The 16,747-nt window shown below is 44.6% G+C and carries 15 protein-coding genes; 3 read left to right on the forward strand and 12 right to left on the reverse strand.

Annotated features, from left to right (window positions below):
* Positions 1-6: 6 nt before the first annotated feature.
* From fabZ to rpsB, 12 genes are all read right to left on the reverse strand, one after another.
* Entirely contained in the window at positions 7-462 is a 456-nt protein-coding gene (fabZ, locus tag G6R11_RS07495) for a 3-hydroxyacyl-ACP dehydratase FabZ (RefSeq protein ID WP_163132462.1), read from the reverse strand.
* A gap of 14 nt (positions 463-476) precedes the next feature.
* On the reverse strand, positions 477-1,502 hold the full coding sequence (gene lpxD, locus G6R11_RS07500) for a UDP-3-O-(3-hydroxymyristoyl)glucosamine N-acyltransferase (RefSeq protein ID WP_163132463.1): 1,026 nt from the start codon (positions 1,500-1,502) through the stop codon (positions 477-479).
* Between the two features lie 2 nt (positions 1,503-1,504).
* Positions 1,505-2,014, reverse strand: a complete 510-nt coding sequence (locus G6R11_RS07505; RefSeq protein ID WP_163132464.1) for an OmpH family outer membrane protein — start codon at positions 2,012-2,014, stop codon at positions 1,505-1,507.
* Positions 2,015-2,038: 24 nt separating this feature from the next.
* Positions 2,039-4,468, reverse strand: a complete 2,430-nt coding sequence (bamA, locus tag G6R11_RS07510) for an outer membrane protein assembly factor BamA (RefSeq protein WP_163132465.1) — start codon at positions 4,466-4,468, stop codon at positions 2,039-2,041.
* Between the two features lie 27 nt (positions 4,469-4,495).
* Entirely contained in the window at positions 4,496-5,848 is a 1,353-nt protein-coding gene (gene rseP, locus G6R11_RS07515; protein ID WP_163132466.1) for a sigma E protease regulator RseP, read from the reverse strand.
* Positions 5,845-7,047, reverse strand: coding sequence for a 1-deoxy-D-xylulose-5-phosphate reductoisomerase (gene ispC / locus G6R11_RS07520; protein WP_163132467.1), 1,203 nt, complete (start codon positions 7,045-7,047; stop codon positions 5,845-5,847). The genes rseP and ispC overlap by 4 nt, the downstream gene beginning before the upstream one ends.
* Before the next feature lie 6 nt (positions 7,048-7,053).
* Positions 7,054-7,908 carry a phosphatidate cytidylyltransferase gene (locus G6R11_RS07525; RefSeq protein WP_255494571.1) on the reverse strand — a complete coding sequence of 285 codons (855 nt, stop codon included), beginning with the start codon at positions 7,906-7,908 and terminating at the stop codon, positions 7,054-7,056.
* A complete protein-coding gene (gene uppS, locus G6R11_RS07530; protein ID WP_163132469.1) occupies positions 7,889-8,680 on the reverse strand; it encodes a polyprenyl diphosphate synthase in 792 nt (263 codons plus the stop codon). The genes G6R11_RS07525 and uppS overlap by 20 nt, the downstream gene beginning before the upstream one ends.
* A 69-nt stretch (positions 8,681-8,749) precedes the next feature.
* A complete protein-coding gene (gene frr, locus G6R11_RS07535) occupies positions 8,750-9,307 on the reverse strand; it encodes a ribosome recycling factor (RefSeq protein WP_163132470.1) in 558 nt (185 codons plus the stop codon).
* A gap of 11 nt (positions 9,308-9,318) precedes the next feature.
* A complete protein-coding gene (gene pyrH, locus G6R11_RS07540; RefSeq protein ID WP_163132471.1) occupies positions 9,319-10,068 on the reverse strand; it encodes a UMP kinase in 750 nt (249 codons plus the stop codon).
* Positions 10,069-10,143: 75 nt separating this feature from the next.
* A complete protein-coding gene (gene tsf / locus G6R11_RS07545) occupies positions 10,144-10,992 on the reverse strand; it encodes a translation elongation factor Ts (RefSeq protein WP_163132472.1) in 849 nt (282 codons plus the stop codon).
* A gap of 102 nt (positions 10,993-11,094) precedes the next feature.
* Positions 11,095-11,829 carry a 30S ribosomal protein S2 gene (gene rpsB, locus G6R11_RS07550; RefSeq protein WP_016401186.1) on the reverse strand — a complete coding sequence of 245 codons (735 nt, stop codon included), beginning with the start codon at positions 11,827-11,829 and terminating at the stop codon, positions 11,095-11,097.
* A gap of 307 nt (positions 11,830-12,136) precedes the next feature.
* Here rpsB and map point away from each other — a divergent pair, with 307 nt between their 5' ends.
* From map to dapD, 3 genes are read left to right on the forward strand one after another with little or no spacing between them, the layout of a single operon-like run.
* A complete protein-coding gene (gene map / locus G6R11_RS07555) occupies positions 12,137-12,931 on the forward strand; it encodes a type I methionyl aminopeptidase (RefSeq protein WP_163132473.1) in 795 nt (264 codons plus the stop codon).
* Positions 12,932-12,955: 24 nt separating this feature from the next.
* Positions 12,956-15,565, forward strand: coding sequence for a bifunctional uridylyltransferase/uridylyl-removing protein GlnD (gene glnD / locus G6R11_RS07560; RefSeq protein WP_163132474.1), 2,610 nt, complete (start codon positions 12,956-12,958; stop codon positions 15,563-15,565).
* A 36-nt stretch (positions 15,566-15,601) separates the two neighbouring features.
* Positions 15,602-16,639, forward strand: coding sequence for a 2,3,4,5-tetrahydropyridine-2,6-dicarboxylate N-succinyltransferase (dapD, locus tag G6R11_RS07565; protein WP_163132475.1), 1,038 nt, complete (start codon positions 15,602-15,604; stop codon positions 16,637-16,639).
* Positions 16,640-16,747: the final 108 nt, after the last annotated feature.

Consider the following 16,747-nt stretch of genomic DNA (forward strand, 5'->3'; position numbering starts at 1 on the left):
CTCCACTTATTTGTAGGCCCTACGTGCGCACATTATTTCGCCGCTACATACCACTTCGCCCTCAACTTTGGCGACACAGCTAAATTTGCCGATGCCACGACGATCGCGCAATAATTCAACTTCAAGGTGCAATACGTCACCAGGTCCAACCGGCTTTTTGAAGCGGGCATTATCAATACCAGCAAAATAGTAAAGCTCGTTATCAGCTGGCTTAGTAGTAGATTTAAACGCTAAGATCCCAGTACATTGGGCCAATGCTTCAAGAATCAACACACCGGGGAAAACCGGCTGCTGAGGAAAGTGGCCAGTAAAAAACGGTTCGTTAAACGTTACATTTTTAATGGCGTGTAGCGTTTTACCTTCTTCAAAATCCAATACCCGATCTACCAACAAAAATGGGTAGCGGTGAGGCAATAGCTCCATGATATCTTGAATTTCTAAGCGGTTAAGTTGTTTAGTCAAAATCTGTTCCTAATTTAGTCAGCTTCAGCGCTGTTTTTGCGCTCTAAGCTTACAATGCGTTTATGCATCTCATCGATTTGAGATAGGCGAGCCATCGACTTTCGCCATTGTCGATTAGCTTGGGTAGGCATGCCGGAAGAATACGTTCCAGGTTCACGAATTGATTTAGTGACCATAGAATAACCGGTGATAGTCACTTGGTCGCATACCTCGATGTGACCATTAATGCCAACACCACCACCTATAATGCAGTACCTACCAATACTTGTGCTACCTGCAATGCCGGTTGTACCAGCGATGGCTGTTCCGGTGCCAATAGTCACGTTGTGAGCAATATGTACTTGGTTATCGATAATCACGTTGGAAGCAATTTCAGTATTATCCAGTGCGCCACGGTCTATCGCAACCGAAGCGCCGATTTCAACTTTGTCGCCAATAATCACTGTGCCCAATTGCGGTATTTTCACCCATTGGCCTTGCTTATTGGCATAACCAAAACCGTCACAACCGATCACGGTATTACTTTGAATTAAGCACTGTTGGCCGATTTGAACTTCGTGGTAGATGCTGCAATTGGCCCACAGTTTTGTATTTGCGCCAATCTTGGCATTTTTGCCAATAAAGCAACCTGCTCCTATTTGAGCTCCATTGCCTAAAACAGCACCGCTTTCGATAACTGCATTCGCACCAATAGATACGCTATCCCCTATTCTAGCGCCATCTTCGATAACAGCAGATGGGTGAATACTGCTTGCGCAAGCTGGAGTGGTATCTAGTAATTGCGCTAATTGAGCGTAACTCACATAAGGGTCTTCGCTAATTAGGGCATTACCTGGAAAAGCATCGGCATAACTTTTCGACAAAATAAGCGCGCCAGCTTTGCTAGTGGCCAGCAAAGGTTTGTACTTTGCGTTAGTTAAAAAGCTTATTTCTTGCGCCCCGGCTTTTTCAAAGGGAGCAATATTAGCAATAACTAGCTCGGGATCACCCTGAAGGGTAAGCCCGAGTTGCTCAGCGATTTGGCCAAGGCTTAGTGTCATAGCTACTTACTCTTACTCACTTGTTGAACAACCTGTTTGGTAATATCCAAAGAGTCAGATGCATACGCTGTCGCATCTAAAGGCAATACTAAATCGTAGCCCTGTGCTTTAGATACTTCAACAACCGCGTCTTGAACTTTTACCATTAATTTTTGTTGCTCTTCAGCACCACGACGGCGTTGGTCTTCTTCTAAGTTCTTACGCTTAAGTTTGTATTCAGCCTGCATAGTTTCAAGCTGACGGGTAATTTTAGTCACTTCCTGCTGACCTAGCAGCTCTCCATCTTTTTCGCGCTTGTCATAAAGACGCTGCATTTCAGCTTCCAAGCCACGAACTTCCTGCACGCGCACTTCAAATTCGTCTTTTAAGGTTTTTTGCAGAGTGTCACGCTGAGGCAGTTGCTGAAAAACTTCAGCAATATTAATCACAGCAATTTTTGTATCAGCTAGTGCACTAAAACTTGGGGTTACGATAGTTGCAGCAAGGGCTACAGCAGCAATAAGTTTTTTCAAAAGATTTACTCCTAAAATCAAAAGTTAAAAAGTTTGGCCAATATTAAATGAGAAGGTTTCTGAACGGTCCCCTTCGTAACTCTTTATTGGCTTAGCTAGCGAGAATACCAGAGGTCCCATTGGAGAGAGCCATTGAACAGACACACCAACTGAAACGCGAATTCGGTCCGGTGATGAATAATCACCAAAACGGTCACAATATCTAATACATTGCATTTGACTATACCGTTCATAATCAAACTCGGTATCCCAAACCGTACCAAAATCCATAAACGCAGTGGTACGAACTTGACGAATGTAGGCTTCATCAAGAAATGGAGTTGGGAAGATAAGCTCTGCTGAACCTACTGCCAAGGCGTTTCCGCCCACCGAATCATCTGATGCAGTGACGTACGAGCTGCCGTTATTATCCACTAAATAAAGCGCACGAGGTCCCACTGTATTTGAACGGAACCCTCTTAAAGAGGAGTAACCGCCGGCATAAAAGTTTTCGAAGAAAGGCAAAATTTGATCGTTACCTTCAATTTGCCCATAACCATTACCGTAGCCAACTTTACCGCGCACCGCGAAGGCCCAGTCGTGGTTAGTAGTAATAGGGAAGAAATGACGTGTATCAAAGCTCATTTTAAAATACTGAACGTCAGAACCAGGAATGGTTATCTTTGTATCGAATTTCTGCGAAGAACCTGCCGTTGGCATGGAACCGTTATTTAAAGTATTACGACTCCAACCCAAGGTAGTATCTAAGGAGCCAAAGGTTAATGAACCATCATCATTTCGGTGCGGGGCGTAAATATCCCAAAATTGTTGGATCTGCGCATAAGCATTTAACTGGGAAATCTTGTTTTGCTCTAAACCTAAGCTGGCACTTAAGCGGTTGTATTCATTAACCGGAAAGCCTAGAGTGCCGCGCAAACCGATAGTTTCATTGTTGTAGTCAACAATATCGGCTTTGGATGCTTCAAAGTCGGTGTAGTAGAAACGACCACCAAAACTAACACCATCTTTAGTAAAATAAGGGTCAGTAAAGTTCACATCAAAGTTCTTAGAGTATTTGTTAGTACTTACGTTAATACCCGCTCGGTTACCTGTGCCCAAAAAGTTATCCTGCTGCACGCCAGCAGACAGGCTTAAACCAGATTCAGTACCGAAGCCTACACCAGCATTAAACGAACCCGAAGGCTGCTCTTTAACCGCAAAGTTCACATCCACTTGGTCATCGGAGCCTGGAATTTTCACCGTCTCAACATCAACGGTTTCAAAGAAACCTAAACGGCTTAAACGCGCTCTAGATTGCTCAACCAAACGGCTTGATAACCAAGTACCTTCCATTTGACGCATTTCACGACGAAGTACTTCATCTTTAGTGATGGTATTGCCACTCACGTTAATTCGACGAACGTAAACACGGCTACCTGGGTCTATATTGATGTTAAGAACGACAGTTTTATCTTCATCGTTAATTACTGGGAAAACATTAACCTGAGGATAAGCGTAGCCGTAGCGACCCAAGAACTTAGATAGCAACTCTTCAGTTTTAGTCACTTCGGCTCCGCTATAGGTGTCGCCTTGATTAATGCTCACCAAGCCATTTAACTCTGCGCTCTTATCTAGCAGGTTACCGGCCAACTCGACTTTCTCTACTTTGTAGATTTCGCCTTCGTCAACATTAATGGTAATGTAAATGCCTTTCTTATCGGGCGTTAAAGCGACTTGGGTAGAGTCAACTTTAAAGCGAATATAACCGCGGTCATAATAAAAGCTATTAATGGTTTCTAAGTCACCCGCTAGCTTTTGCTTTTGATACTTTTGGTCAGCTAATACATTCCACCAAGGCGCGCTGTCGGTGAGCGACATACGTTTAATTAGCTCACCAGAAGAAAACTTTTGGTTACCAATAATGTTAATTTGTTCAATTTCCGCAGACAAACCTTCTTGGAAGTTAAACTTCAAATCAACTCGGTTACGCGGCAAGGGCGTAACAATCGCTTTAACGCGCGCACTGTACTTACCAACGCTGTAATAAAAGTCTTCAAGACTTTTTTCAATATTGCGAAGGTTAGTTTTATCTAAAGGCTCACCAATTTTGATACCCGATGAACGCAAAGACTCTTCAAGCTGTTCTGTTTTGATGTCCTTGTTGCCGGAGTATTCAATATTACTAACGGTAGGTCTTTCAAGAACTTTGAATACCAATGCATCGCCGTCGCGGAAAACTTGCACGTCCTCGAAATTGCCACTGCGATACAAGCGCTTAATACTGTCACTAACTTGAGAGCTTTCCACCTCGTCGCCGATTCGTAAAGGAATTTGCAACAACGCCGCACCCAAAGATACCCGTTGTAATCCCTCGATCCGAATATCTGCAACAGTAAACGCCGAATTTCCAGCGGCGAGAGTCGTTCCGGAGATGCAGGCTAGTAAAAGTCCAACAACCAACTGCTTTTTGAACATAAGAAAAAAGAACGTCCTATTTAATTGTTATAAGCGCATAAAATCATTAAAAATAGCAAGACTCATCAAAGCCATCACTAACACTGCGCCAATCCTAAATCCAATTTCCTGCACACGCTCTGACACGGGTTTACCAGTAATGCCCTCAATGGCAAAAAATACCAGATGACCACCATCTAGCACTGGCAAGGGAAACAAATTAATAATGCCTAAGTTGATACTTACCAAGGCAACAAAACCTAAAAAATACACCAAGCCGTAGTCGGCAGTAGCTCCAGCACCTTTAGCGATAGATATTGGACCGCTAAGGTTATCTAATGAAACCACGCCTGTCACCAATTTACCGATCATAGATACGGTCAATTTGCTTAAATGCCAAGTTCGTTCGAGAGATTTACCAAACGCATCAAAAACGCCGTAATGCAAATCAATTCTATATTTTTCTGGAAACTCGGAGACTTCAGGTGCCAAACCTACATAGCCACTTTCTTTTCCTTGGTACTCTCTAGCTTCCGGAGTCATAGTTAGCTGTACTGAGCGACCCAAACGCTCCACATCAACAACAATTGGCTGATGCGGCCTTGCTTGAACATAAGTAACAAAATCTTGCCAAGCAGCCAGTTCAACGCCATCAAGCGCCAAGAGTTTATCACCTTCTAACAAGCCAGCTTCTGCGGCGGGCTTACCATCAACTACTTTAGCCACACTCATCGAGATAGTCGGGCTAAATGGCTGCAAGCCTATACTAATAATTGGGCTTTGCTGCTCACTGTCTAATTGCCATTGGCGGATGTCTAAATATGCTATTTGAGTTTGTTGGGTTTCGGTGTCTTGCACTTCGACAGCCATGGACTCATTGCCTAGCTGACTCACTAAGGCTAAATTAACGCTTTCCCAATCAAGCGTTTGTTGGCCGTCAATCATGATAATTTCGTGACCCGCTCTAAGCCCTGCTTGCTCTGCAATACTGTTAGGTGCAACACCACCAAGAACCGGTTTCACTGACGGCACACCAATAACAAACATTAACCAGAAGGCCAATATAGCCAACAAGAAGTTCGCAATAGGACCAGCCGCAACAACTGCACTGCGCTGAACCAATGTTTTATTGTTAAAAGCTTGAGAACGAAGCTCGGCAGGCACTTCAGCAACTCGTTCATCGAGCATTTTTACGTAGCCACCGAGTGGAATCATTGCCACGACATATTCAGTACCATCTTTGGCTGTTTTACGCCAAAGAGCTTTACCAAAACCTATTGAGAAACGCTCGACTTTAACACCACAACGGCGGGCAACCCAAAAGTGGCCAAACTCATGAACCGTTACCAAGATGCCCAAGGCAATAATAAAAAAGCTGGTGTTCCAAATCACTTCGTTCATGCACAGATCCTTTTAACCGCTGCATCAGCATGCATTCGCGCCCTTTGGTCGACCTCTAGTAAAACTGAAAGTTCAGTTTCGGCGCCCATATAACTTTGTTTATCCAAGCAAGTGGCGACAACTTCGGCAATCTGGGTGAATTTTATTCGTTCTGCCAAAAAAGCTTCCACGGCAACTTCGTTAGCAGCGTTTAAGCAAGTGGTTGCGGTTTGGCTTTCGTAACAGGCATCGATAGCTAGTTTCAAACAAGGGTATTTAGCGTAATCGGGTGGAATAAAGCTTAGTTCGCCGATGCTGAAAAAATCTAAGGCTTCTACCCCAGAAACTTGCCGTTGTGGGTACGCCATTACATGGGCAATTGGCGTAGCCATATCAGGTTGACCCATTTGCGCCAACACCGAACCATCGCAGTACTGCACCATAGAATGAATAATTGACTGGGGGTGAATAATTACGTCTATTTGATTAGGCTGAGTATTAAATAAGCGTTTAGCTTCTATGTACTCTAAACCTTTGTTCATCATGGTGGCAGAATCGACAGAAATTTTTTGCCCCATCGACCAATTAGGGTGGGCGCAAGCCTGTGCCGGGGTAACCGAAGACAAGCTGTCTAAGTCATTGTATCTGAAAGGCCCGCCTGAACCAGTAAGTAAAATTTTGCTTACGCCAGCGTTAGACAAATCACAATAACCAAGCTGCTGTTGCACTTGTTCCGGCATGCATTGAAATATAGCATTGTGCTCACTGTCGACCGGTAGAATTTGAGCACCGCTTTTTCTGGCAGCTTCCATGAAGATAGCGCCACTCATTACCAAGGCTTCTTTATTGGCCAACAACACGGTTTTACCCGCCTCTACTGCGGCCAAGGTCGGCAGCAAACCAGCAGCACCAACAATGGCAGCCATCACCAACTCAACTTCAGAGGCCTTCACGAGCTCAGCTATAGCCTTGTCACCACTAGGCACTTCTACCTTAAGAGATTCGGCTTTAATCGCTTCTCGTAGTTTGTGATTACTAGCTTCGTCGGCCATTAACGCGTATTGAGGCGAGAACTCGCGGCAAATGTCCAACATAGTGGCGAGATTTTTACCACCAGTCACACCAAATAAAGAAAAGCTCTGAGGATTTTCGCGGATGACTTTAAGGGTACTACTACCAATCGACCCAGTAGCGCCAAGAATAACCAATTGCTTGCTCATCAAGGACTACATCCAATGAAGGAAGAAAAAAGCAAATACCGGCATCGCTGCGGTCATGCTATCTATTCGGTCAAGCAAACCACCATGACCAGGAAGCAAACTACCGCTGTCTTTTATACCAGCTTGTCGCTTAAACATACTTTCAACTAAATCGCCCACCACCGAGGCTAGAACGGTAAAGCCACTGGCAATCACTAATACCCACTCTTTACCTTCAGGTATGTCTAAGAAGATAAATGCGCCAACCGTAACCAAAGCCGCGACGGCCAAACCACCTAACAAACCTTCAATGGTTTTCTTCGGGCTAACGTTTTTAGCCAACTTGCGTTTGCCAAAACGCTTACCAGCAAAGTAAGCCCCAGTATCTGCCGCCCAAACTAGCAAAAGTACATACAGCACCCAAGCACCACCAACAGCTGGATTACCTGGGTCAACAGAGCGCAAAAAGACGAGTGACCAAAAGAATGGAAGTAGCACTACAAGCCCAACCAGCAACTTAAATGCGCTGCTGTTGTGCCAAAATGTCGCCGAATGAGGGTAACGCGAAAGCAAATATAAACTGCTTAGCCAAGCTGCGACAGCAAGCCCCAACATGGCGCTAAACCAAGTTGATTGCGCGAGGCTATCTAGCGGAAGTTGCCATAAGCTCAAACCAAAAACCAAAGAAAAGACAACAAAAAAACTCAAGCGTTTTGAGCCTTGATCAGACACTACTCTAGCCCACTCTCTGGCTGCCAACACCAGCACCAAAGCAAATACCACCGCTAAGCCAAACAACGGTAACATGAAAATTGCAGCTAGGGCCAAAGGCGCTAATATCAGCGCCGTTATGATTCTTTGCTTAAGCAAAATGATCCTCATTTTTTTGATTATCTATCAACAAAGCTTGTACCTGTTCCCCAGTACAACCAAAGCGACGCTCGCGGCTAACAAATGCGGCAATGGCCTCGCCAAACGCATCGTCGTTAAAATCTGGCCACAGCACATCACAAAAGTAAAGCTCTGCATAAGCGGTTTGCCATAACAAAAAGTTACTAATTCGGTGATCGCCACCGGTGCGGATTAATAAATCCACGTCGCCCACGGTATCGCTATCCATTAATGCTGAGATATGCTCTTCACTAATGTCTTGCGCATCTAAACGACCTTTTTTAACTTGCTCTGCAAGTTGTTGGCTGGCGTTCACAATGTCCCAACGGCCACCGTAGTTGGCAGCAATATTTAGCACTAAGCCATCGTTTGCTGCAGTTTCATTCTGAGCAATGGCGATACGTTTTTGTAATTTGTCACTAAAGCGAGAAGTATCACCAATAATTCTTAGTTGTACATTATTGTTTTTCAGTTTTTTAACTTCTCGTTGCAAAACTGTCAAAAACAAGTTCATTAAGCTTGACACTTCTTCTTCAGGGCGTTGCCAGTTCTCGCTGCTAAAGGCAAACAAGGTTAATGACTCTACGCCAAGTTGAGTGGCAAAACTCACTGCCCGCCTTACGGACTTCACCCCTGCTTGATGGCCAAACATGCGCAATTTACCGCGCTGCTGAGCCCAGCGTCCGTTACCATCCATAATGATGGCAACGTGCTTTGGCATAGCATCTTTCACGGCTAACTGCTGCGCTTCAGGTAAGGTCATAATTCACTACTCTTACTTACAAAAAAAAACCGTGTAACAAGACACGGCTATTTTCAATCGATGATTCGATTAAACTTCCAGCAATTCAGCTTCTTTTGCGGCTAAAGCTTCATCAACTTGCTTAACTGCTGCATCAGTGATTTTTTGAATTTCGTCTTGAGCGCGACGATCATCATCTTCACCAATTTCTTTTTCTTTAAGTAATTCTTTTACGTCACCATTGGCGTCACGACGAATGTTACGAATAGCAACACGCGCTTGCTCAGCTTCTGCGCGAACAATCTTGATTAAGTCACGGCGACGCTCTTCAGTAAGCATTGGCAGTGGAATACGAATTAGCGTACCTGCAGAAGAAGGATTTAAGCCTAAGTCAGAACTCATAATGGCTTTTTCTACTGCGCTAATTAAGCTCGCGTCAAATACGGTTACTGTTAGCGTACGCGAATCTTCAGTCGATACATTACCAACTTGATTTAACGGCGTGTCTACACCGTAATAAGGCACCATTATGCCGTCTAGGAGGCTTGTGTGGGCGCGGCCAGTACGAACCTTAGACATTTGAGACTTTAAAGACTCAATGCTTTTACCCATGCGTGTTTGAGCATCTTGTTTGATTTCGTTAATCACGATAACTATCCCTACTCTGTTTCTGTTTTATTTGATACGTGACAGATAGTGGTGCCTTCATCTGCGCCCATAACAACATTCTTCAAACTGCCTGGTTTATTCATGTTGAATACACGAATTGGCAAGTTATGGTCACGCGCTAAGGTGAATGCGGCTAAATCCATCACTTTTAATTCTTTGTCTAGTACTTCAGCGTAATCCAGCTCACTGTATAGAGTGGCTGCAGGATCTTTTACAGGGTCGGCAGTATATACGCCGTCTACTTTAGTGCCTTTTAGCACCGCTTCAGCTTCAATCTCAATGCCACGTAAACAAGCAGCAGAGTCTGTAGTGAAGAATGGATTGCCCGTACCCGCTGAGAAAATAACAACTTTACCGGCTTTCAAATTGCTAATCGCATCAGCCCAGTTGTATGAATCACACACGCCATTTAGCTCAATGGCCGACATTAAGCGTGCATTTACAAAATTTCTGTGTAACGCGTCACGCATAGCTAAACCGTTCATTACGGTTGCTAGCATGCCCATGTGGTCGCCTACCACGCGGTTCATCCCTGCTTTCGCAAGGCCTTCGCCCCGAAACAGGTTACCACCACCAATAACTAGACCAACTTGGATACCTAATTCTACTAACTCTTTGATTTCAAGAGCCATACGGTCCAATACTTTAGGGTCAATACCAAAACCTTCATCACCCATTAGGGCTTCACCTGAAAGTTTTAAAAGAATGCGACGATATGCAGGTTTAGGATTGGTGCTCATAGCGATGATGTTCTCTCTTATTTAAGAATACAAGAAGGTTGCGGCATGATACCGCAACCTGAAGAACAACTAAAATTACTTTTTAGCTGCAGCGATTTGTGCAGCAACTTCTGCAGCAAAATCTTCTTCTTTCTTCTCAATGCCTTCGCCAACTTCTAGACGAATGAAACCAGCAACAGAAGCACCTTTCTCTTTCAAGATAGCGCCAACAGTTTTCTTAGGCTCCATGATGAACGCTTGACCTGTTAATGAGATTTCGCCGGTGAATTTCTTCATACGGCCAGTCACCATTTTCTCGGCGATCTCAGCAGGTTTACCTTCGTTCATAGCGATTTCGATTTGTAGTTTTTTCTCTTTCTCTACAACGTCAGCTGGTACGTCATCAGGAGATAAAAACTCAGGCTTAGAAGCAGCTACGTGCATAGCAACTTGCTTTAGCGTTTCAGCGTCAGCTTCACCTGTTACAGCAACACCAATGCGCTCACCGTGACGGTAAGAAGCAATAGGAGCACCGTCTAAGTACTCAACACGACGAATTGAGATGTTTTCACCGATTTTAGCAACCAGTTGAACACGCTCTTCTTCGAAGTTTGCTTTCAAAGTGTCGATGTCAGTTTTTTCTGCAGCAGCAGCTTCGGCTACTTTTTCAGCGAAAGCTGTGAAGTTAGCATCTTTGGCTACGAAGTCAGTTTGACAGTTAACTTCTAGTAAGGCAGCGAAACCCGCGCCTTCTTTAATAATAATTGCGCCGTCAGCTGCAATGTTGCCTGCTTTTTTAGCCGCTTTAGCAGCACCGCTTTTACGCATATTATCAATCGCTAACTCGATGTCACCATCAGTTTCAGTCAACGCTTTTTTACAATCCATCATGCCTGCGCCGGTACGGTCGCGCAGTTCTTTTACTAGGGCAGCAGTAATTGCCATTTGTTTGATCCTCGACTGTTTATCGGATAAAACTCAGGGGACAAGCTTGTCCCCTGCTAATCATCAAGCTTACTCAGTATAAATGCAGTTTATTGCATTTAATTACTCAGCAGCTTCCTCAACGAAACCATCTTCTTCAGCTTGTACTACGATGTCGTCTTGACGACCTTCGATAACAGTATCAGCAGCTGCGCCAAGGTACAATTTAATTGCACGGATAGCGTCGTCGTTACCAGGAATGATGTAATCAACACCGTCTGGTGCAGAGTTAGTATCAACTACAGAGATAACTGGAATACCTAGGTTGTTTGCTTCGCGAATAGCGATGTGCTCGTGTTCAGCATCGATTACAAACAATACGTCTGGTAGACCGCCCATGTTTTTGATACCGCCAAGGCTTTTCTCAAGCTTTTCCATTTCGCGAGTACGCATAAGCGCCTCTTTCTTGGTTAGCTTTTCGAAAGTACCGTCTTGGCTTTGAGCTTCTAGATCTTTTAGACGCTTGATAGATTGACGAACTGTTTTCCAGTTAGTCAACATACCACCTAACCAACGGTGGTTAACGTAGAATTGATCTGAACGAAGTGCTTCAGTTTTGATGGTGTCACCAGCAGCGCGCTTAGTACCAACAAAAAGAACTTTACCTTTCTTAGATGCAACTTTCTTAAGAACAGACATTGCATCATTAAACATAGGTACAGTTTTTTCTAAGTTAATGATATGAACTTTGTTACGAGCACCAAAAATGAAAGGCTTCATTTTTGGGTTCCAGTAACGAGTTTGGTGACCAAAGTGTACGCCTGCTTGAAGCATATCGCGCATTGAAACGTTTGCCATTATAATTTCCTCAAATGGGGTTAGGCCTCCACACATCCCATTTTACCGACCAGACCAAATTGCCCAGCACCCCGGAAAACGTGACGATGTGTGTGTGTGTTTAAAAATATAAATATTTAATTTATGTAAGCATCCACGCTAATTCGAAAACTAGAGTAATGACTTACGGCGCGCTTTATACCATAAATAGCAATATTGATAAAGCTAAGGCTAAACTTTTCGTTAATTTTTCTAGCTACTACAACTCCCCTCGCCCTTACGGTAAACTAGCGGCAAAACCAAGGTAAACACTCAACTATTAGTACTCATGAGCATAGTAATTAAAACCCCTGAACAAATTGAAAAAATGCGCGTTGCCGGTCGTTTAGCGGCTGACGTACTCACCATGATAGCCCCTTTCGTAAAGGTTGGCGTTAGCACCGGTGAGCTTAACCAGCGCTGCCATGACTATATAGTTAACGAGCAAGGCGCTATTCCTGCACCACTCGATTATCACGGTTTTCCAAAGTCTATTTGTACCTCGGTAAACGATGTGGTTTGTCATGGCATTCCTTCAGACACCCACATACTGCAAGACGGTGACGTGATTAATATCGATATCACGGTTATTAAAGATGGTTATCACGGCGATACCTCTAAAATGTTTTTGGTTGGCAATGCCTCTCCTGCAGATAAGCTGCTGTGCCGTGTTACTCAGCAAGCACTTTATCAAGCAATTAAGGTAGTTAAGCCGGGCAATAAAGTTAGCGATATCGGCAATGCCATTCAAAAGTACTTAAAAAAAGGCAACTACCGCTACGGTATTGTTGATAACTTTTGTGGTCATGGTATTGGCGAAGGTTTTCATGAAGACCCACAAATCATGCACTATCGCAACAATGACCGCACCGTATTAAAAGCTGGTATGTGTTTCACTATTGAACCGATGATTAACCAAGGTAAGAAAGGCAACTGGGTTGATAAAGAAGACGGCTGGACTGCACGTACCAATGACAGCAAAAACTCCGCTCAGTGGGAACACACTTTATTAGTGACCAACGACGGCGTTGAAGTGCTAACACTTCGTGACGAAGAAGACTTACCGCGCATTATCAAACACTAACAATCAGGTCTTAGAGGTTTAGTCATGGAAACGACGTTAGCAGCACCGCCTTTGCCCTGCACAGAAGAGATTTCGCTTAAGAGCAGTAAGCGCTACCTAGATGAACTGCAAGAATACTTAGCCGATCAGTTCAATCAAGGTGTGCATGTGGTTGAGTTAGTGCAATTGCGCTCTCAACAAATGGACTTATTGCTTAATTGTTTGTGGCAGCACTTTGGTTTAGCCGATCACCCTGAGCTTTCTTTACTTGCAGTGGGCGGATACGGTCGAGGTGAACTTCACCCTCGATCGGATATTGATATTCTTATCCTGACTCGAGAGCAAGTAGCGCCTAAAGTTGCCGAAAAAATATCGGCTTTCATTACTCTACTGTGGGATATTCGTCTGGATGTAGGCCAAAGTGTTCGCACCCTAAAAGAATGTTTAGAGCTAGGCCTAGAAGACATAACCATTGCCACCAATCTGCAAGAGTCGCGTTTGCTATTTGGTGACAATGCACTTTATCAAGAGCTCTGTATGGCTGTTTGTGCCGATAGTTTTTGGCCAAGCGAAGCCTTTTTCCGTGCTAAGAAAGACGAACAACTAAGTCGCCATCGCCAATATAAAGGCAATGCTTATTCCCTAGAACCTGACATTAAAGCTAACCCCGGTGGTTTGCGTGATATTCAAACCATTTGTTGGGTTGCTGGCCGCCACTTTGGTAGTAGTGATTTAGAAGAGCTCACTAAACAAAACTTTCTTACTCTCGCAGAGTGTCGAGAGCTACAAGACTGCCGCGACTTTTTATGGCGAGTGCGCTTTGCCCTGCATATTCACCTAACTAAAAGTGACGATCGCTTGTTATTTGATCGCCAGCTTGCGGTGGCCCAATCACTAGGTTACAGCGGCGAACATAATGCGCCGGTTGAACGCTTAATGAAGCACTTTTTCCAAACGGTGCGTCGAATCTCTGAATTAAACGAAATGTTATTGCAGTTGTTTGATGAAGCCATTTTGGGCAATACCGCCATGGATGTGCAGCCGGTTGATGAGCACTTTATGCTGCGTGGCAACCTTATAGATAGTGCGAATGGCCAGCTGTTTTTAGAACAGCCAGAACAAATTATAGTGATGTTTTTGCACATTGCCGACAACCCCAAAATTACTGGCATCTATTCCGCCACCCTGCGCCAGTTGCGTGAAGCAAGACGCAGGCTAACTCATTGGCTTCAAGATCTACCAGAGTGCCGCCGCTACTTTAGACGCCTAATTAAGCACCCTAACGTAACAGGGCTGCCACTTACCCTAATGCATCGCTATGGGGTACTGTCGACTTACTTCCCAGCATGGAGCCGCATTGTTGGACAAATGCAGTTTGATTTATTCCATGCTTTTACCGTTGATGAACATACTCATCGATTGATAAACAAAATTCATTCTTTTAACGATGCTGATACCAAAGAAATCCACCCGCTTTGTTGTCAGGTTTATCCGCGATTAGAGCGACCAGATTTACTGGCTCTCGCGGCTATATTTCACGATATTGCCAAAGGGCGCAAAGGCGACCATTCTACCTTGGGCGCAGTAGATGCCGAAGAATTCTGTTTGGCGCATGGCTTTAGTAAACCTTCAGCGCGTACCGTCGCTTGGTTAGTTAAGCACCACTTGTTAATGTCGGTAACGGCTCAGCGCCGCGACATTTATGATCCCGAAGTAATTACCGAGTTTGCCAAGGTAGTGCGCGACCAACGCCACCTAGACATGTTGCTTTGTTTAACGGTAGCGGACATTTGCGCAACCAATGACGATACCTGGAACAGTTGGAAGCGAACCTTGTTGAGTGAGCTTTACAACTCAACCCAGAAGGCCTTACGAAGAGGCTTAGAAAACCCAGTAGATATTCGTGGTGTAATTCGTGATAAGCAGAAGAAAGCCATTCAGCAATTAGAGCTAAAAGGCTATTCCGAAGAACAAGTGCGCGGTTTGTGGCAACGCTTTAGGGCTGATTACTTTCTTCGCCACACCCCACAGCAAATTGCTTGGCACAGCGACCATTTATGGGGTCATAGTGAAGATCAACCTCTGGTATTGGTGAGCCGCCGTGCTACTCGCGGCGGTACCGAGATTTTTATTCATTGCCAAGACATCCCGCATTTATTTGCATCAGTTGCCGCTGAACTAGACCAGAAAAATCTGAATATTCATGATGCGCAAATCATGTCCAGCCGCGACGGCTTTGTACTTGATACCTTTGTGGTGCTCGACCATGAAGGCGAACCTCTATCACTAGAGCGTGGTATTTTGCTGCAACAAACATTGGCAGAAAAGCTCCACGTAGCCGCACCAATCGATTTGAAACAGCGCCGGGTTCCACGCCAAGTGCAGCAGTTCTCTATTGCGCCTCGCGTGGAGTTTTTACCCACGAAAGGCAATCGAACCTTGATTGAAGTTGTCGCCCTAGACAAGCCTGGTTTATTGGCTAAAATTAGCGCCGTATTTCAATCCTTTAACTACACGATTCACGCGGCTAAGGTCACCACCATTGGTGAGAAGGCGGAAGATTTCTTCAGTATTAGTAACTGTGAACGTGAAAAGCTAACCCCAGAGCAAAAGCAACAGCTTAAGAGCATTCTGGAACAAGCACTCAAACAATAATATTAAGCAAGCTCAACCACTATTTTGGAGACAACCATGTCTAAAGACTTTTTTAGTTACGCCGTTGGTGTGGGAAGTAAAAACGCAAATGGCCAATGGCTAGAAGTTTTTTACCCTGCTCCGGTTTTAAACCCAAGCGAAGCAGAAGTATCAGGCCTAACTAAAGGCTTAGATTTCAACAATGGCAAACAAGACATTGAACTAGACGACGCAGCATTAAACACGCTAATAAGCAATGCTGAAGATCTAGGTTTAACAGCCCAGGTAACCGCGTTTAAGGCTTTATTAGGCAGCGAGCAGCCTCGTGTTTTATGTTTATTAAGTCAAGATGATGCCGCAGCGTCAACGCCAGAAGCTTACCTTAAACTACACTTACTCTCTCACCGTTTAGTTAAGCCTCATGGTACCGACTTAAGCGGCATTTTCGCGGTACTTCCTAACGTAGCTTGGACTAACCAAGGTGCCATTGATTTAGCCGAGTTACCAGCCCGCCAATTAGCAGCGCGCGCTAAAGGTGAATTACTACAGGTAACTTCTGTAGATAAGTTTCCAAAAATGGCTGATTACGTGGTACCAAGTGGTGTTCGTATTGCGTCAACTTCACGTGTTCGCCTAGGTGCTTACATTGGTGAAGGAACTACCATCATGCATGAAGGTTTCTGTAACTTTAATGCCGGTACTGCAGGCACCAGCATGATCGAAGGCCGAATCTCCGCTGGAGTATTTGTTGGAAAAGGTTCTGATTTAGGTGGTGGTTGTTCAACCATGGGTACCCTTTCAGGCGGTGGTAACATTATTATCGCAGTAGGCGAAGAATCGCTAATCGGTGCAAACGCTGGTACTGGTATCCCACTAGGTGACCGCTGCACCATCGAGTCTGGCCTATACATTACCTCAGGCACCAAAGTGGTACTAATAGATGAGAACAAGCAGCAAGCTGGCACTATTAAAGCCCGCGAACTGGCTGGTAAATCAGATCTGCTATTCCGCCGAAACAGCCTAACCGGCGCAATCGAATGTTTAACCAACAAAACTGCGATTGCCTTAAACGAAGAGCTTCACGCACACAACTAAGCTAAAACGGCTCAAATTACCGCGGTAGTTTGAGCCTACTTTTCCCCTTTTATTCCTCCACATAAAAAGCCCACTAGTTCACACTCCTTCTACCTGTAATGAGCTATG

Origin of the sequence: Agarivorans sp. Alg241-V36 (assembly GCF_900537085.1) — a bacterium.
GTDB lineage: Bacteria > Pseudomonadota > Gammaproteobacteria > Enterobacterales > Celerinatantimonadaceae > Agarivorans.